Annotated in this window: 17 protein-coding genes; 10 read left to right on the top strand and 7 right to left on the bottom strand. The window is 67.5% G+C overall.

Annotation, left to right across the window (positions count from 1 at the left end; genetic code table 11):
* Positions 1–14: 14 nt before the first annotated feature.
* Complete coding sequence (locus ABNX08_RS23355) at positions 15–1,043, bottom strand: LysR family transcriptional regulator (RefSeq protein ID WP_349606088.1); 1,029 nt, start codon at positions 1,041–1,043, stop codon at positions 15–17.
* Positions 1,044–1,075: 32 nt separating this feature from the next.
* On the opposite strand from ABNX08_RS23355, the gene ABNX08_RS23360 reads away from it, so the two are divergent.
* The 6 genes from ABNX08_RS23360 (at position 1,076) to ABNX08_RS23385 (ending at position 7,825) form a co-directional block, all read left to right on the top strand.
* Complete coding sequence (locus tag ABNX08_RS23360) at positions 1,076–2,452, top strand: MFS transporter (RefSeq protein WP_022538077.1); 1,377 nt, start codon at positions 1,076–1,078, stop codon at positions 2,450–2,452.
* Between the two features lie 126 nt (positions 2,453–2,578).
* Positions 2,579–3,778 carry a 3-hydroxybenzoate 6-monooxygenase gene (locus ABNX08_RS23365; protein ID WP_022538078.1) on the top strand — a complete coding sequence of 400 codons (1,200 nt, stop codon included), beginning with the start codon at positions 2,579–2,581 and terminating at the stop codon, positions 3,776–3,778.
* Between the two features lie 99 nt (positions 3,779–3,877).
* Positions 3,878–4,576, top strand: coding sequence for a fumarylacetoacetate hydrolase family protein (locus tag ABNX08_RS23370; RefSeq protein WP_022538079.1), 699 nt, complete (start codon positions 3,878–3,880; stop codon positions 4,574–4,576).
* A 13-nt stretch (positions 4,577–4,589) separates the two neighbouring features.
* A complete protein-coding gene (gene maiA, locus ABNX08_RS23375) occupies positions 4,590–5,225 on the top strand; it encodes a maleylacetoacetate isomerase (RefSeq protein ID WP_022538080.1) in 636 nt (211 codons plus the stop codon).
* Positions 5,226–5,248: 23 nt separating this feature from the next.
* Positions 5,249–6,292 (top strand): gentisate 1,2-dioxygenase, encoded by a 1,044-nt coding sequence (gene gtdA, locus ABNX08_RS23380; RefSeq protein ID WP_022538081.1) that lies wholly within the window; start codon positions 5,249–5,251, stop codon positions 6,290–6,292.
* Positions 6,293–6,307: 15 nt separating this feature from the next.
* Complete coding sequence (locus tag ABNX08_RS23385; protein WP_051369950.1) at positions 6,308–7,825, top strand: fumarate hydratase; 1,518 nt, start codon at positions 6,308–6,310, stop codon at positions 7,823–7,825.
* Between the two features lie 90 nt (positions 7,826–7,915).
* Here the strand turns inward: ABNX08_RS23385 and ABNX08_RS23390 are convergent, their stop codons facing one another.
* Positions 7,916–8,473: an Rrf2 family transcriptional regulator gene (locus ABNX08_RS23390; protein ID WP_022538083.1), complete on the bottom strand. Its 558-nt coding sequence runs from the start codon at positions 8,471–8,473 to the stop codon at positions 7,916–7,918.
* Between the two features lie 318 nt (positions 8,474–8,791).
* Here ABNX08_RS23390 and ABNX08_RS23395 point away from each other — a divergent pair, with 318 nt between their 5' ends.
* Complete coding sequence (locus tag ABNX08_RS23395) at positions 8,792–9,628, top strand: universal stress protein (RefSeq protein ID WP_022538084.1); 837 nt, start codon at positions 8,792–8,794, stop codon at positions 9,626–9,628.
* A gap of 42 nt (positions 9,629–9,670) precedes the next feature.
* On the opposite strand, the gene ABNX08_RS23400 is transcribed toward ABNX08_RS23395, so the two are convergent.
* From ABNX08_RS23400 to ABNX08_RS23415, 4 genes are all read right to left on the bottom strand, one after another.
* Complete coding sequence (locus tag ABNX08_RS23400) at positions 9,671–10,165, bottom strand: SRPBCC family protein (RefSeq protein WP_022538085.1); 495 nt, start codon at positions 10,163–10,165, stop codon at positions 9,671–9,673.
* On the bottom strand, positions 10,125–10,523 hold the full coding sequence (locus ABNX08_RS23405; protein WP_022538086.1) for a helix-turn-helix transcriptional regulator: 399 nt from the start codon (positions 10,521–10,523) through the stop codon (positions 10,125–10,127). Before ABNX08_RS23405 ends, ABNX08_RS23400 begins: the two co-directional genes overlap by 41 nt.
* A gap of 103 nt (positions 10,524–10,626) precedes the next feature.
* Positions 10,627–11,286: a c-type cytochrome gene (locus ABNX08_RS23410; RefSeq protein WP_022538087.1), complete on the bottom strand. Its 660-nt coding sequence runs from the start codon at positions 11,284–11,286 to the stop codon at positions 10,627–10,629.
* Between the two features lie 10 nt (positions 11,287–11,296).
* Positions 11,297–12,559: a molybdopterin-dependent oxidoreductase gene (locus ABNX08_RS23415; RefSeq protein WP_349606092.1), complete on the bottom strand. Its 1,263-nt coding sequence runs from the start codon at positions 12,557–12,559 to the stop codon at positions 11,297–11,299.
* A 301-nt stretch (positions 12,560–12,860) separates the two neighbouring features.
* Here ABNX08_RS23415 and ABNX08_RS23420 point away from each other — a divergent pair, with 301 nt between their 5' ends.
* The 3 genes from ABNX08_RS23420 to ABNX08_RS23430 are packed head-to-tail and all read left to right on the top strand — an operon-like array spanning position 12,861 to position 16,403.
* Positions 12,861–14,210 (top strand): solute carrier family 23 protein, encoded by a 1,350-nt coding sequence (locus ABNX08_RS23420; RefSeq protein WP_349606094.1) that lies wholly within the window; start codon positions 12,861–12,863, stop codon positions 14,208–14,210.
* Positions 14,211–14,229: 19 nt separating this feature from the next.
* Positions 14,230–15,693: an amidohydrolase family protein gene (locus ABNX08_RS23425; protein WP_022538090.1), complete on the top strand. Its 1,464-nt coding sequence runs from the start codon at positions 14,230–14,232 to the stop codon at positions 15,691–15,693.
* Between the two features lie 2 nt (positions 15,694–15,695).
* Positions 15,696–16,403: a sulfite exporter TauE/SafE family protein gene (locus ABNX08_RS23430; RefSeq protein ID WP_022538091.1), complete on the top strand. Its 708-nt coding sequence runs from the start codon at positions 15,696–15,698 to the stop codon at positions 16,401–16,403.
* On the opposite strand, the gene ABNX08_RS23435 is transcribed toward ABNX08_RS23430, so the two are convergent.
* Positions 16,400–17,437 carry a substrate-binding domain-containing protein gene (locus ABNX08_RS23435; RefSeq protein ID WP_022538092.1) on the bottom strand — a complete coding sequence of 346 codons (1,038 nt, stop codon included), beginning with the start codon at positions 17,435–17,437 and terminating at the stop codon, positions 16,400–16,402. The genes ABNX08_RS23430 and ABNX08_RS23435 overlap by 4 nt on opposite strands.
* Between the last annotated feature and the right edge of the window lie 50 nt (positions 17,438–17,487).

The following is a 17,487-nucleotide window of genomic DNA, read 5'->3' on the forward strand; positions in this document are numbered from 1 at the left end:
GGCGGTGGCGTCACTCAGCGCGGCAGGCCGCTGTCGCCCTCGCCGAACAGTTCCAGCGTGATCGCGCGCAGCCAGCGGTTGGCCGGATCGTCGTGCTGGCAGCGGTGCCAATGCTGCTTGAGATCGAACGCCGGTATCGGGAACGGGGGTTCGAGCACCTGGATATCGGCGATGCGCGCGAACAGTTCGCCGACCGGCAGTGGCACGGTCACGATCAGGTCGGTCGAAGCAATCACGAGCGGAATGCTCAGGAAGTGCGGTGAGTGCAGCAACTCGCGCCGCTTGACGCCGTGCTGGCGTAGGTATTCCTCGACCAGTTCCTGGCTTCGGCTTTCGCTTTGAATCACCGCATGCGGCAGTTCGACGAATTGCCGCGCCGAGATGCGTCCGCGCGCCACCGGGTGCTGCTTGCGTGCGAGGCAGACAAAACCGTGCCGGAACAACCGCTGCTGGAATACGTCGGAGCCGCCGAGGTCCGGGAAATAGCCAATCGCCAGGTCCACCTTGCCTCGCTCTAGCCGATCCATGAGGTCGGCATGCCGCGCGGAAATCGTGCGGACGTCGATGTTCGGTGCATCCAGCATGAGTCGCGCGAGCAGACGCGGCAGGAACGCCGCCTCGCCGACGTCAGACAGCGCCAGCGTAAAGGTCCGGCGCGCCTGCGCCGGATCGAAGCGCGGCGCGGTCAGCAGGTGCGTGCGTACCTGGGACAGCACACTCTGCACCACGATCGCCAGCTCCACCGCCCGGGGCGACGGCTGCATGCCGGTGCGCACCTTGAGGAATAACGGATCGCCGAGTTGCTCGCGCATGCGTTGCAGCGCGTGCGACATGGCCGGCTGGCTTACGCCCAGTTCTTCGGCCGCCCGGCCGAGGTGTCCATGACGCCACAACGCGTCAAAGACCCGCAGCAGGTTCATGTCGAAGTCATTCATTTCGTTCATGAGCGTCATTCCCGTAATCTGATTGCAGAATGATACGCACGGAACGAGACTCCTGTCACCGGCCGTCGGGGCGTGCGATCGATCGACGGCACGGACCAAACATAACTAGCCGTGTGCACAGGAGGAGACCCATGCATCCACCCCCAATCAGCATTGCGTCGGTGATCGACGCGGAACCACTCGGTGCCCATCGGCTCCGCATCTTCATCGTCTGCTTCCTGATCGTGCTGATGGACGGCTTCGATACCCAGGCGATCGGCTTTGCCGCGAAGGCGATGTCGACCTCGCTCGACATTCCGATCGCGGTGTTCGGCCAGGTGTTCTCGGCCGGCCTGCTCGGCGCAATGCTCGGCGCATTCCTGCTCGGTCCGCTGGCGGACCGCTTCGGCCGCCGCTGGCTGCTCGCGGCCGCGATCGTGATCTTTGCCGTGTTCTCGCTATTGACCCCGCATGCGCCGCATCTGCCTGAACTGCTGCTGGTGCGTTTTCTGGCCGGTCTCGGACTCGGCGGCGCCATTCCCAACCTGCTCGCGCTATCGGCCGAATACACTCCGCGCCGGATGCGGGGGATGATGACCGGCGTGCTCTATGCGGGCTTTCCGCTCGGCGGTGCGGTGGGTGCGTTCGCCAGTTCGTACATCGTCCCGCACCATGGATGGCCGGCTCTGTTCTATCTCGGCGGGCTGTTGCCGCTCGGGCTGGCGCTGCTGGTGATTGCCAGCTTGCCTGAATCGCTGCCGTTCCTGCTGCGCAGACACGACGGACAGCACCAGGTCAGGACGATCGTCGCACGCATCACGGGCCGGCCAGTCGACCAGGCCGTCACCTATGTCGATCTCGAGGAGCGCGTGCGCGGCATGCCGTTCCGGCAGTTGCTCTCGGGCGGCCGGCTCGCGCCGACGCTGTTGCTCTGGGTCGGGTTCTTCATGTGCTTCGTGCTGTTGATCGTGCTGGTGCTGTGGACGCCCGCGCTGCTGCGCGGCGAGGGCATCGACGAACACAACGCCGCACTCGTCGTGGCGCTGATCAATCTCGGCAGCGTGGCCGGCACTGCCGCCGGCGGCCGGCTGGTCGACCGCTTCGGTCCGTTCGTGACGCTGCCGCTGCTGTTCATGCTCGGCGCGCTCAGCGTGTCGCCGCTGGGCTATGTCACGCACTCGTTGATATCGCTGGCCATTGCCGCCACGCTGTCGGGCTTCTTCATGGGCGCCGGTAGCTCCGGGCTGTTGAGCCTCGCGGTGTTGAGCTACCCGAGCGGCATGCGTGCCACTGGCGTGGGCTGGGCGATGGCGCTGGGCCGGATGGGCCAGGTCACGGGGCCGTTGATCGTCGGCGCGCTGCTTGCGAGCGGCTTCAGCATCAAGACCATCTTCCTGTGCAGTGCCGTGCCGGCAGCGATCGCTGCCGCCGCGATTCTGGTGTTGCGCGCGGTGCGCGCGACTGGCGAGGGGCATGACCAGTCCCTCGCGCAAGCCGGCTCACTGCCGGCCGGCCTGGAACGGCAGTAGCCGAGCCGTTCGCGCGGCGGGCGCTGCCAGGTGTCCCGCCGCGCAACCACCGTTGTTCATGGTTGCAAGCGATGGTGGCCGCGTGGGCCGCGGCATGCCATCGCGCGTCTTAATCGAAGGAGTGTCATGCGTAATACCAGCCAGTCTGCCCCCGTACTCGTTGTCGGCGGCGGAATCGGAGGACTTGCCGCCGCCTTGGCGATGGCGCGCGAGGGCTGTCATGTGAAGGTGCTGGAACAGGCCAGCGTGATCGGGGAGATTGGTGCCGGCGTGCAGTTCGGCCCCAATGCGTTCGCCGCATTCGACGCGCTTGGCGTCGGCGAGCGCACGCGCAGCCATGCGGTCTATACCGACCACATGATGATGATCGATGCCATCGACGGGAAGACCATCGCCGACATTCCGGTCGGCGAGGCGTTTCGCAAGCGCTTCGGCAATCCGTACGCCGTCACGCATCGGGCCGATGTCCACAACTCCCTGCTCGAAGGCGTGCGTGAAACCGACCGGATCGAGTTCGTTACCGCGACGCGCATCGTCGAGGTCAGCCAGACTGCCGACAGCGTCACCGCGATCGACGAGCAGGGCAATCGCTACCACGGCAGCGCGCTGATCGGCGCAGACGGTGTGAAATCCGCGGTCCGCCAGCAACTGGTCGGCGATGCGCCGCGCGTGTCCGGCCATGTGGTCTATCGCGCGGTGATCGACGCCGCGCAGTTTCCGGATGAGATGAAATGGAATGCCCCGGTCCTGTGGGTGGGGCCGAATTGCCACGTCGTGCACTACCCGGTGCGGGCCGGCGAGCAGTACAACCTCGTGGTCACGTTCCACAGCCGCCAACAGGAAACCTGGGGCGTCAGCGACGGCAGCCAGGAGGAGGTGTTGTCCTACTTCCAGGGTATCGATGCCCGGCCACACCAGTTGCTGTCGCTTCCGCCCACGTGGCGCCGCTGGGCCACCGCCGATCGCGAACCGATCGGGCAATGGAGCTACGGCCGCGTGACGCTCCTCGGCGACGCCGCGCACCCGCTGCTGCAGTACCTCGCGCAAGGCGCCTGCATGGCGGTCGAGGACGCGGTAACGCTCGGCGCCGCCGTGCGCGCGTGTGACGGCGATCTGCCGCGCGCCTTCTCGATCTACCAGGATGTGCGCATCACGCGCACCGCGCGCGTCGTGCTATCCACGCGTGAGTTCGGCCGCCTCTGTCACGCGGCCGGCGTGGAACGCCTGGTGCGCAACTCGCTGTGGAAGTCGCGCTCGCCCGACCGCTTCTATGACGCGCTCGAGTGGCTCTACGGCTGGAAGGCCGAGACCTGCCTGACAGCCTGAAGGGGGTGCTGGCCCCCAACCTTTGCAATACGGCACCGCCATCGGTGCAGCTGATTCAAACGCGGTATCTCGATGCCGAGATCCGAAACTGGAGTCCCCATGACGTTCGTAATTCCTCCCGTTCCCGCTGTGACGATTCCCGTTGCCGGCGGCAACGGACAGTTCCCTGTGCGCCGGATCTACTGCGTGGGCCGCAACTACGCGGCGCATGTACGCGAGATGGGCATGGACCCGGCCCGGGAGGCACCGTTCTTCTTCAGCAAGCCAACCGACGCAATCGTCGTCGCGTGTCCCGAGAGCCATGCGCAGATTGCCTATCCGCCCGCCACCGAGCAGTTTCACTTTGAGATCGAACTGGTGGTGGCGATCGGTGCTGCGGGCCGCAACATCCCGGTCGAGCAGGCCAATTCCCATATCTGGGGGTACGCGGTCGGTATCGACATGACGCGCCGTGACCTGCAGATCGCCGCGCGCGACAAGGGGCGGCCATGGGAACTCGGCAAGAGCTTTGACCAGTCGGCGCCGATCTCGGCGCTGCATCCGGCCGCCGAGGTCGGGCATCCGGTCGCTGGCGCGATCTGGCTGCAGGTCAACGGCAACGATCGCCAGCGCAGCGATCTCAACAAGCTGATCTGGTCCGTGCCCGAGATCGTCGCCAATCTGTCGAAGTTCTTCGAGCTGCAGCCCGGCGACCTGATCTTCACCGGCACCCCCGAGGGCATCGGCCCGGTGCGGAGCGGCGAGGTGATGCGCGGTGGCATCGCCGGCCTAACCGACCTCGAAGTGCGCGTGGCCTGAGGAGCCGACAACGATGGAACTGTACAACTTCTTCAACAGCTCCGCGGCGTACCGGGTGCGCATCGCCATGGCGCTGAAGAACATTCCATGGGACCACGTCGGCGTGAACCTGCGCGCCGGCGAGCAGCATCGCCCGGAGTACGGCGCGCTCAATCCCAACCGGCTCGTGCCGACGTTGCACGACGGTGAGCAGGCGATCACGCAATCCCTGGCAATCATCGACCACCTGGATCGCCAGTGGCCCGAGCCGCGCCTGATCCCGCTGGAAGGGCTGGCGCGCACGCGCGTGCTGGAAATGGCGCTGACGATTGCCTGCGACATCCATCCGCTGAACAACATGCGCGTGCAGAAGTACCTGTCCGGACCACTTGGCATCGCCGATGCGGACAAGTCCGCGTGGGTCGCGCACTGGCTCACGGCTGGCTTCAGCGCGCTCGAGCCGTGGTTGTCCGAGGAAGGCGGCTGGTGTGTCGGCAATGCGCCCACGTTGGCTGACTGCTGCCTGGTGCCGCAGGTCGCCAATGCGTTGCGTGCGGGATTCAGCCTGGATCCGTACCCGCGCGTGCGCCGCGTCTACGAGCACTGCATGCGCCACGAAGCGTTCCGGGTGGCTGCGCCGAGCACGCAACCCGACTACGTCGCCCATTGATATCGATTCAGGAAGTCTCAGTCATGACCGACTCTCCCACCCCCGATCTGCTCGCGCGCCGCGAGTCGTTCTACAACGAGCTGGAACCGCACGCGATGGCCGCACTCTGGACGCGGTTGCGCAAACTGATCCCCGCCGAACCAACACCGGCCGGTGTGGCTCATCGCTGGGCCTACGAGACGGCCAGGCCATATCTGATGGAATCCGCCACGCTGATCTCGGCCGAAGAAGCCGAGCGTCGCGTGCTGTTGATGGAGAACCCCGGACTGCCGGGCACTTCGCGCATCACCAACACGATGTATGCGGGGCTGCAACTGATCCTGCCGGGCGAGGTCGCGCCGGCGCACCGCCATACGCAATCGGCGTTTCGCTTCATCGTCGAGGGCTCGCGCGCGTTCACGGCTGTCGATGGCGAGAAGTCGTATATGGAGCCGGGCGATCTTGTCATTACGCCAGCCTGGACCTGGCACCACCATGGCCACGAAGGCGACGCGCCGATGGTCTGGCTCGACGGGCTGGACATTCCCATCGTGTCATTCTTCAATGGTGGCTTCCGCGAGGAATTCGACGCCGAGGAGGCGCCGATCACGCGTCCCGCCGGCGATGCGCTGGCACGCTACGGAACGGGGCTGATGCCGGTGGGCTATACGGCGTCGACGCTCAACTCTCCGGTGTTCAACTACCCCTACGCACGCACCCGCGAGGCGTTGTTCGCCCTGACCCGCGCGGGTGATCCGGACGCGAATGCAGGGCATCTGATGCGCTATACGAATCCGGTCGACGGCGGCTGGGCGATGCCGACCCTCGCCACGATGATCCGGCTGTTGCCCACGGGTTTCTCGACCACACCATACCGATCGACCGACAGCACGGTATTCGTCTGCGTGGAAGGCGGCGGCCACATCACGGTCGGTGACAAGCGGCTCGAACTTGCGCCGCACGATATCGTGGTGGTGCCGGGCTGGAGCCGCTATACGCTCCATGCGAACAACGACCTCGTGCTGTTCTCCTATTCGGATCGCGTCGCGCAGGAGAAGCTCGGCCTGTTCCGCGAGCAGCGTTCTTGAGGCAGGGTGACCGTCATGACCACCGTCGTCTCGCCCACCGTCATCTCGCATGATGACCTCGTCGACAGCGTTGCCGCGGCACTTCAGTTCATCAGTCACTATCATCCGGCCGACTATATCGGGCACCTCGCGCAAGCCTACGCGCGCGAGGCCAGCGGCGCGGCGAAGCAGGCCATCGCGCAGATCCTGATCAACTCCAGGATGTGCGCGGAAGGCCGGCGTCCGATCTGCCAGGACACGGGCATCGTCAACGTGTTCGTGAAGGTCGGCATCGACGTGCGGCTGGCCGGCTTTCCCGCGTCGATCGTCGAAGCGGTCAACGACGGCGTACGCCGCGCCTATCTCGATCCGGACAATACGCTGCGCGCGAGCATCGTCGAGGACCCGCTGTTCGCGCGCCGCAATACCGGTGACAACACGCCCGCGGTGGTCCATGTCGAAGTCGTGCCCGGCAACACGGTGACGGTCGATGTCATGGCCAAGGGCGGCGGCAGCGAGAACAAGAGCAAGTTCGCCGTGCTGATGCCGAGCGACTCGGTGGCGGACTGGGTAGTCGACATGGTGCCGACGATGGGGGCCGGCTGGTGTCCGCCGGGGATGCTCGGCATCGGCGTTGGCGGTACGGCAGAGAAGGCGATGTTGCTGGCCAAGCAGAGCCTGACCGAGCCGCTGGACATGCTCGCGCTGAAGGCGCGCGGGCCGGCCAACGCCGTGGAGGCGCTGCGGATCGACATCCATGACCGCATCAATGCGCTAGGCATCGGCGCGCAGGGGCTGGGGGGACTGACTACGGTGCTCGACGTCAAGATCGCCACCTATCCGACGCATGCGGCCAGCATGCCCGTGGCGATCGTGCCGAATTGCGCGGCCACGCGGCATGCGCGCTTCGTGCTCGACGGCACCGGCCCGGCACTGTTGACGCCGCCATCGCCCGATCTCTGGCCCGATCTGCCCCTGCCGGACGGCAGCACGAGCCGCCGCGTCGATCTGAATACGCTGACGCGAGAGGAGACGGCTACGTGGCGCGCCGGCGAAACGCTGTTGCTGTCGGGCCGGATGCTGACCGGGCGCGATGCGGCGCACAAGCGCATCGACGACATGCTCGCGCGTGGCGAGCCGCTGCCTGTCGATTTCCGCAATCGCATGATCTATTACGTCGGCCCGGTTGATCCCGTGCGTGATGAAGTCGTCGGCCCTTGCGGGCCTACCACCTCGACGCGCATGGACAAGTTCACGGGGCGCATGCTCGGGGCGACCGGTGTGCTAGGCATGATCGGCAAGGCAGAGCGGGGACCAGCCGCGGTGCGAGCGATCGCCGAGAACGGCTGCGTCTATCTGGCTGCGACCGGTGGCGCTGCCTACCTGATCTCGAAGGCCGTCCGTTCGTCACGTGTGCTGGCGTTTGCCGATCTCGGCATGGAGGCCATCTACGAGTTCGAGGTGGAAGACTTTCCGGTGGTCGTCGCCGTGGATGCCAAGGGCGGCAATGTCCATGAGCACGGCCCCAAGGCGTGGCGTATCGCAGCGGCCTGACCGGACGCGGCCGTGATCATGCTCGAGCGCAAGGGCGATCCTGGTGGATCGCCCTCTTTGCCCCTTCTGTGTTGATAGAACTGATGCAGTTCAGGCACGCTTGCGCGTTTTTGCGTGCGCGGGTTCGGCCTTGTCGCCGCGTCGGTTGGCTGCGCGATCGGTCAACCATTGAACCACCTGCGGGCCGTAGCTGGCCGGTGCCTTGTCCATGGTGCGATGGGCCAGGTCAGCCAGCGTGTGCTGCTTGAGTTCTGCACGCATGGCCTTTTCCGCCGACTGCATCACAGCGTGGATTGAGCATACGCCGCGCGTCGCCCACGCCGGCGGACCGCTCTCGAATACCGCGCAGCGGCCGCGGATCTCGCGGCAGTCAAACAAAGGCTTGTCGCCGTCGATGGCTACCACCACGTCGTGCACAGTAATGCGGTCAGCGGCGCGGGCCAGCCTGAACCCGCCCTTGATGCCTTCAGTCGCCACGACGAGTTCCGCCTTGGCCAACTTGGTGAACAACTTGGCGAGGAAGTCGTTGGGAATGCCCTGCAGCTCAGCAAGGTCACGCACGCTGGCTTCGTCCACTGCGGCCTGCGAACGCGTCAAGTACAGCAGGCAGTGCAGACCGTACTCAACGCCGGTGCTGATGTGTGACATTTTTTAACTCAGACTATTTATATCGTAGTTGTAAGCCTATACAAATCTGGCCCGGACCGCAAGGCTTCAGGCGATTAGATCACCATTGTTCGGCGCTTCGATAGCCGGACCAACGCCGCGTGGCCGAATGGGCCGTTGAGCAGGTTGATCACGCGGGCGTTGCGGGCCGGGAGCGACGAGACAGCGCGGTAGCGCCGAGCCGGGCTGGAGCTGGTGATGTTCAATCCACCCTGAGGGTACGCGGGACTTGCCTGCCATCAAGCCCCGCGCCGCCCTGCGGCCTAGACTGGAACAAACGATTCCGGAGCGGGGGACATCATGGCGTACGACAGCATCCTGGTCCATCTCGACGGGAACAGGCAGGCCATGCAGCGCCTGCACGTGGCCGGGCGTATCGCCGCCGCCAGCCAGTGCGCGCTGATCGGCCTGCTCGCCGGGCGCGTGCCCGACCCCACCTGGTTCTACCGCATGAACAATGCCCAGCGCTGCCTGGCCGAAGACCAGGAGCGCCGCCGGCTGCAGCGCGAGAACATGCGCTGCGCGTTCGAGGCCGCCACCGCGGATCTGCCGCTCGCATGCGAGTGGCGCACGGTCGACCGCGACCCGGTCGTGCTGGCGCTGCGCGAAGCGCGCGAGGCCGGCCTGATCGTGTCCGGCCAGTACGATGCCGACAACGCCGAAGGCCCGGTCGCGCGGCAGTTGCTGGAGGCGCTTGTGCTCGAAACCGGCCGGCCCACGCTGGTGGTGCCGTGCGCCGGTGAGTTCGCCAGCGTCGGCACGCGCGTGCTGGTGGCATGGAACGGCAGCCGCGAGGCCGCGCGCGCGCTGCATGACGCGCTGCCGCTGCTGGCCGGCGCGCGGGCGCGCGTGCTGAGCGCCCAAACCGTGGCCAGGGAGCCGCGCCCCGATGCCACGCCGGTCAGCCACGCGGTGCGCGTGCTGGAACGGCAGGGCGCGGCGGTGGAGGTGGAGCACGGCCCCGGCGGCGCCGATCTGGCCATCGGCGAGCTGATCCTGTCGCGCGCGGCGGACTTCGGTGCCGACCTGATCGTGATGGGCGCCTACGGGCACGGCCGGCTGCGCGAGCTGGTGCTCGGCGGCGTGACCAGGGTGGTATTGCAGTCGATGACGGTGCCGGTGCTGTTCTCGCACTGAGGGGTGCGGCGGCGGCCCACATCTGATCCATAAGAACTCGGACTACAGCTGCGACGCAAACTCCTCCAGCTGCGTAATGCAGGTATTCCAGCCCTCGTAGAAACCCAGCTCCTCATGCTGCTTGCGCGTGGCCTCGTCCGGATGCATGACGCGGGCGATGTAGCGCGTGCCGTCACCTTCGTCAGCCATGGAGATGACTGCGGTCATCGACAGCCACGGCGTAGCCGGCCGATAGCCCGCCACCAGCGCCGACGTGGAGACGATCTTCTCCATCGGTACGATTTCCAGGAAGCAGCCCGGGTTGTCGCTGGTGCCGCCGTCGGGGCCTTTCATGAAGGTATGGAATGCGCCGCCGGGCCGCATGTCGAAGGCACGCACCTCGGTGGTCCAGGGTTTGGGGCACCACCATTCCTTGAGCAGCTGCGGATCGCTCCAGGCGCGCCAGACCTTGGCGCGCGGGGCCTTGATCAGGCGCGAAATCACCAGGTCCTGGCTCTCAGGGCTGGCGGCGTTTTGGTTTGCTTCCGGGTTCGGCATCAGACAGTTCCTCCTGGTGGAGCGCTTCGACAAAGGCGGCCATGCGATCCGTCCTGGCTTCCCATAGCGCGCGTTGATCGGCCAGCCATTGCTGCGCGTCGGTGAGCGGCTGCGGTACCAGCTCGCAGGTGCGCACGCGCCCCGTCTTGCGCGAGCGGATCAGCCCGCTGCGCTCCAGCACCTGCAGGTGCTTCATGAACGAGGGCAGCGCCATCGCGAACGGGGCCGCCAGCGCCGAGACCGTTTCCGGCCCGCGCCCGAGCACGGTGACGATGGCGCGGCGGGTGGGATCCGCCAGCGCGTAGAACACGTCGGACAGCTCGGGAACGGTGGCAAGCTCGGCGTAATGGTTAGCCATGTGGCTAAGTATAGGGAGGGCGGCGCGACTTGCAAGACTTAAATGCGCAGCGCCCCGGGGATAAGCCGGGGCGCTGTCAGGCGAGCAAGGGGGCGGGGCGGGCCTATTGCTGGCGAACGTATGCTGCCAGCGCGCGCACTTTGTCCGGTTTCAGGCTGGCAAACGGCGGCATCGGTACCGCACCCCATTTGCCGCTGCTGCCGCCGCGAATGCTGGCTTCCAGCTTTGCCTGGGCCTGTGCGTCTTGCTTGTAGCGCACGGCAACCTCGTGGTACGCCGGGCCCACGACCTTCTGCGTCACGCTGTGGCAGCTGAGGCAGGCATTCTTGGCGAGCAGGCCTTGCACGTCGACCGCGGCGGCCGAGGCGGCCGCCGGCGCGGAAGCCGGCGCGGCCGGCTTGGCGGCCTTCTGTGCGATCGCCACGATCTCCGGATCCTTCGCCTTGGCCGAGCCATACGCCACGGCCAGGTAGGCGCCGAGCTGCTCGACCTCGGCATCGTCGATCGGTGCGCCGTACGCCTGCTGCATCTTCTTCATCTCGGCGGTCCACTGCGCCAGGCTCAAGCCGGGCGGCTGGTAGGAGACGTAGTCGGCCGAATGGCAGATCGCGCATTTCTGCATGGCGACGCCGTAGCCCGGAAGCTTGGCGGGTTTGAGCCTGACGTTCTCCGCTGGCAGCTTGATGTCCTGCGGTGCCGCGCAGGCGTGGCCGGCGCCGAGCAGCGCGAGCGCCAGCAGCGCGGGGGCGATGGTTGCTTTCATGGCGCGCTCCTCAGGCGATGGTGACCGGTGTGGCTTCGATGACATTGCGGCGGTAGCCGGCGGGGTTCCAGCTGGCCTTGGCCGGCTGGGTTTCGCCGTTGTTGCTGGTTGCGCGCACCATCAGCACCGCCGGGCCCTTGCGGGCGAATTTCACCGGCAGCTGCCACGCACGGAACGAGAAGCGCCCCAGGTCCTGGCCGAGCGTGGCAGCCTGCCAGTGAAGGCCGCCGTCGACCGAGACTTCCACGGTGCGAATGCCCGAGCCGCCGTCGAAGGCGATGCCCTTCAGTTCTACGGTGCGCCCCGCGGGCAGCACGCCGTCCGGGCCCACGCTGGTGATAAAGCTGCGCACCGCCAGCGTCGAAATCGGCCGCGTCTTGGTGGCGGGGGTGCCCGGCGCCACGCACTGGCAGTCGTTGTCCGGCACGCGGTAGCCCTTGGTCATGAAGAAGGCGTCATGGCCTTCGAAGGGGTGGTCCAGCACCTCGATCTCGGACAGGTGCTTGATCCAGTAGGTGCCGAAGTATCCCGGCACCACCAGCTTGAGCGGATAGCCGTTGAGCAGCGGCAGGTCTTCGCCGTTCATGCCCCACGCCAGCAGCGGCTCGCCGTTCATCGCATGGGCGATATCGAGCGACTTGCGGAAGTCCGGCGTGCTCGGCAGCACCGGCGTATCCATGCCGTTGAAGGTGACTACCTTGGCGCCGGCCTTGACGCCGGCATGCTCCAGCACCTTGCGCAGCGGCACGCCGGTCCAGCGCGCATTGCCCATCGCGCCATTGGCCAGCTGTGCGCCGAACACGCGTGGCTCGGAGAAGCCGCGGCTGTTGCCCGAGCACTGGTTCACTGCAACCACTTCGACCGGCTCGCCAAGTTTCTTGAACGCTTCCAGCGCCAGCCGCAGCGGCTTGTTGACATGCCCTCCCACGCTCAGGCGGAAGGTGGCCAGATCTACCGACAGCGGGATGTTGGCCAGGTGGTAGCGCACGAAGAACGCATCGTTGGCGGTGATCGGGCCTTCATTGAAGGTGGAGAAGGGCGTTTCCAGATGCGGCGGGCGGGTGCTGACGCGCACCAGCGGGCGTTTGCCGGGGTAGCGCACCAGCGGGCGCGGGCCGTCGGCGAGTGTGACGCCGTCGGCGGTCTTGGCGGCGAGCGCGCCGAGCGGCGTGGCGCCCAGCGCCAGCAAGCCGGCGTTGCGGACGAAGCGGCGGCGGTCGGACAGCAGCCGGGAAGCGCCGTCAGGGTCGGCGTGGTTGTTCTTGTCTCGCATGGGGGCGTCTCCTTGGCGCGTTGGGCGTGCGCAATGCGTTGTGGCGCTAACTTTGCTGCCGGCGCGTCAACTTGTGAAACGGCTTTTCCTGCTAGAGCTTATCGATTCAATCGATATAGGGAAGTCCGCGGTAAACGCCCTGAAGAATCCGCTTGCATCGCAGAATCCGTTTCCCTACACTTACCAAAACGTTTTTGTTAGCGGAAATCGATAATATCTGAGGCGAATTGCGCACAGACGCAGCGGCCGGCCTGAAACCCAGCCGCACAACGCCCGACACACCAAAACGAGGAGCAACTGCATGTCCCACGCCGCCCCCGCGCCGGTGGATGAACTGCTGCCATGGCGGCGCCTGTTCGTCTTCGGCCTTCAACATGTCCTGGTCATGGCCGCGTCGCCGATCGCGTCCGTGTTCCTGATGAGCAAGGCGCTCAACTTTCCGCCGGCGCTGGCGGTGCAGTTGCTCAGCGCCACCTTTGTGATCTGCGGCCTCGGCACGCTGCTGCAGTCGCTGGGCAAGCGCGGCATCGGCGCAAGGCTGCCGTTCGTGATGCTGCCCGGCGGCGCGCCGATCGTGCTGTTCATCCTGATCGCGCAGCAGACCGACGTGCAGACCGCGGCCGGCGCGGTGATCCTGACCGGCGTCTTCTACTTCTGCGTGTTGCCGGTGTTCCGGCGCTGCTTGCGCTATTTCCCGCCGGTGGTGGTGGGGACGATGCTGCTGCTGGTGGCGATCAACCTGGCGCAGGTGTCGGGCCGGCTGGTTGCGGGGCACCCTGCCGCCGGCGCCACGGTCGATCCGGTCAACCTGTTGCTGGCCTTTGCCACCATCGCCTGCACGGTGGCCGCATCGCGGCTGCTGACCGGCATGCTGGCGCAACTGGCGATCCTGCTCGGCTTGCTGGGCGGGGCATTGGTAGCCGCGTTGGTCGGCGCGTTCCACGTCGGCCATGTGTCGATGACGCCGGTGCTGGCGCTGCCCACGCCGTTCCCGTTCGGCATGCCGCACTTCGATGTGGTGGCTGCGATCCCGCTGATGGTGTTTGCCGTGATCTCGATGGTGGAGGCCACCGGGCAGACGCTGGCAATCAGCGATGCAGTGGGCCGGCCGGTGGACCAGCAGCGCGACGTGCCGCGCACCATCCGCGCCGATGCGCTGACCTCGCTGCTGGGCGGCATGTTTGGCACCTCGCTGATCATCACCAGCGGCGAGAACATTGGCATCGTGCGGGCCACCGGCGTGCGCTCGCGCTTTGTCACCGCGGTGTCGGGCGCGATCCTGGTGGTCTTTGGCCTGCTGGTGCCGGTGTCGTCGCTGATCAGCGCGATCCCCGAGGCGGTGGTCGGCGGCACCGGGCTGGTGGTGTTCTGCATCGTCGGCACCATGGGCATCGACATGCTGCGCAAGGTCGACCTGCGCCACCACGCCAACATGTACGTCGTGGCCGTGGCGCTGGCCGTGGGCCTGCTGCCGATCCTGGTGCCGGGCATCTACGGCGGGTTGCCGGCAAACCTGCGCATCCTGGTGGGCAACGGCGTGGCGATGGGGGCCATTACCGCGGCCCTGCTCAACTTCCTGTTCTTCCACACGGGACTGCGTGCCGCGGCACCGGCCGCGGCGGTCGGCGACGATGCCGCCGCCACGCACTGATCCCGTTTCCTGAATCGCAATGACTGAACGCAATGCATACGCGCCGGCCTGGCCCGGCGACAACACCCCGGCGCTGCAGCCGGACCTGTTCGCGCAACCGCGCATCCTGCTGCCGGAATGGACGCTGCTGCGCCAGGGCGCGGTACGCGGGCACGCGGTGGTGGTGGAGGGCGGCTGCTTCACGGCCGTGGGCAAGGCTGACGAAATCACGGCGCGCTTCCCGGAGCTGGAAACCTTGCCGCTGCCGCGCATGCTGCTGATGCCCGGCATGATCGACACGCACCACCACCTGACCCAGTCGTTCGGCAAGTCGCTGGTGTTCGGCGAGCCGTCCGAGATCTTCCGGCGCGTATGGGTGCCGCTGGAGGGCAGCCTGAAGGCGGAGCACCTGTACCTGTCGTCCAAGCTGGCGGCGCTGGAGGCGCTGCGCGGCGGCTTTACCACCGTGGTCGATGCCGGCACGCGCAGCGACGCGGGGCTGGACGCCGTGGCCCGCGCGGTCACCGATGCCGGCGTGCGCTGCGTGCTGGGCCTGATCTGCAACGACAAGCCCGGCGCCGAGACGCTTGACGCCGCGCCGATCCTGCGCCGCGCTGCCGCGCACGTGGACAAGTACGCGAGCGATCCGCTGGTGGCGCCGTCGCTGGCGATCTCGATCCCGGAGGTCGCTTCCGACGCGATGCTGCACCACGTCTACCAGCTCTGCGCGGAGTCCGGCCGCATCTTCCAGACGCACGCCAACGAGCATCTGGTGGCGGTGGAGCGCTCGCTCAACGCCTGCGGCCGGCGCCCGATCGAACACCTGGCGGCGGTGGGCGCGCTTGGCCCCGCGGCGCTGCTGGCCCATGCCACGCTGGTGACGCCGCATGAAATCCGGCTGCTCGCCGATAGCGGCGCGGCAGTGGCCTACAACCCCGTCGCCAGCGCCTGGAAGGGCAATGCCGTGGCGCCGGCGGAAACCATGGCCACCTTTGGCGTGCGCCTTGGCCTGGGCACCGACGGCACCCGCAGCGACGGCTTCCGCCTGCTCGACTATGCCGAGGCCGCGCAGCGCTTCGCTTTCGGCATCGGCGTGGGCGATTCGTCGTGCGGCGCGGGCTGGCGCTGGGTCGACATGGCCACGCATGACGCGGCCGATGTCGCGGGCCTGGGTGCGCTGACCGGCGAGATCGCTACAGGCAAGCGCGCTGACTTCTTGCTGGTCGACCTGGACGTGCCGGAACTGGCGCCATCCTGGGACCTGACCTGGGAACTGGTGCGGCTGGCCAACCGCGACCAGATCCGCGCAGTCTTTGTCGATGGCAGCCTGCGCCTGTGGCAGGGCTGGCCCACCGACTGGGATGCCCGCGCGCTGATGCGGGCCATCCATGCGATGGCCGAGGACACCGTCGCCAACGCGCCGATCCGCAAGCTGCATGAAGCCGCCGACATCCACCGCGCGCGCCATGCGACCAGCGCTGCGCCCACCAACACGGAAGCCTGACGATGGACATGACGTGGTTCAGTGTCGGCGTGGCGGTCTTCACCGGCGCGCTGATCCAGGGCGCGACCGGCATGGGCTTCGCGCTGATCGTGGTGCCGGTGCTGGCGCTGGCCGCGCCGGCGATGCTGCCGGGCGCCTTGCTGCTGGCAATGCTGCCGCTGAACGCCTACGTGGCCTGGCGCGAGCGCCACGCCATCGACTTGCGCGGTGCGGGCTGGATCAGCGCCGGACGGCTGGCCGGCACCTTCGGCGGGCTGTGGGTGCTGGTGGCGATGCCGATGGCGTGGCTCAACGCGCTGGTGGGCGGCAGCACCATTGCGGCCGCGCTGGCGTCGCTGCTGGCGCCGGCCTTTACGCCGGGGCGGCTGACGTTCGCCTCGACCGGACTCATCACCGGCGTCACCGAGACCGCCACCGGCGTGGGCGGGCCGCCGCTGGCGCTGGCCTACCAGCACGCGCCCGTGGCCACGCTGCGCGCGACCGTGGCGCTGTGCTTCCTGGTGGGTGAGGTCATCTCGCTGGTGGTGCTGGCGCTAAGTGGCAAGCTCGGCATGGAGCAGGTGCTCTATGCCGTCGGCCTGCTGCCGGTGCTGGGCGTGGGCATGGTGGCCAGCCACCTGGTGCACCGGCGCATCAACCAGCGCATGCTGCGCATCGGCGTGCTGGTGTTCGCGCTGGTGTCGGGTGCGGTGGTGCTGCTGCGCGGCTAAGCGCTGGGCGTGGACGAGGCCCGCACCACCAGCTCTGGGGCGGGCCCTGCGATCACCGTGCGGCTGCGGTCGCCGGAAAGATGGGCGAACAGCAACTCGACCGCCAGCGACGCCACACGCTCCAGATGCAGGTTGACCGCGGTGATCGGCGGCTGTGCGCCGCGGGCGCGGATGCCGTCGTAGCGCGTCACCAGCAGCACGTCGTCGGGCACGCACTTGCCCAGGCCTTGCAGGTAGGTCATCGCGCCCACGGCAAACGCATCCACCGGCGCGCACAGTGCATCCAGCTGCGGCATTAGTGCCAGCAATTGCGCGCAGGCATCGGCACCGGCGGCCTCGCCGCGCTCCTCGGGCGCCTTGACGATATGGCAGGGCAGCCCGGCCGCCTGCGTGAACTCGCGATAGGCGCGCTCGGTTTCCACGTACGACTGGCGCGGTGCAGCGCCTATCATCAGGCCGATATGCCGGCGGCCGTGGCCATGCAGGTGCTCCAGCAGCAGGCGGGCGGTCTCGGCCGATTGCAGGTCGACGCAGGGCACCGGCGCATCGGTCAGCGGCTCGCGCCCGATCGACACGATGCTGACACCGCGTTCGCGCAGCCGTGCGATATGCGGGTCGCCGGCGATTGGCTCGATCACGATGGCGCCGTCGATATCGAGCGTATCCAGCAATCCGCCCGCGCCCTCCAGCGGCGGCACAAGCACCACGCCCAGCCCACGGCCCATCGCCGCTTCCGCCGCGATCGCCGCCACTTCCATCATGAACCCCAGCCGCGAGGTGCCACCCGCCACCGCGAACGGCATCGACGACAGCAGCGCGATGCAGTTGGCGCGGCCCGACTGCAGCCGCTGTGCGCGCACGCTGGGGCGGTAGCCCAACTCCGCTGCAATGCGCTTGACCCGCGCGCGCGTGGCCGGGTCCAGCACGCCGCGGTCGTTCAGCGCGTGCGAGACCGTGGTCAGCGACACGCCGGCGGCGCGGGCGACGTCATGGATGGTGAGGCGGCGGGGGCGGTCTGGCTTGGAGTCGGGCATGCCGGGTTTGAGCTAGGGGTCAGGGCGGAGGATACAACAGCGGCTGCGCG

The sequence above is a fragment of the Cupriavidus sp. DF5525 genome (assembly GCF_040149425.2).
In the GTDB taxonomy this organism is placed as follows: Bacteria; Pseudomonadota; Gammaproteobacteria; order Burkholderiales; family Burkholderiaceae; genus Cupriavidus; species Cupriavidus pickettii_A.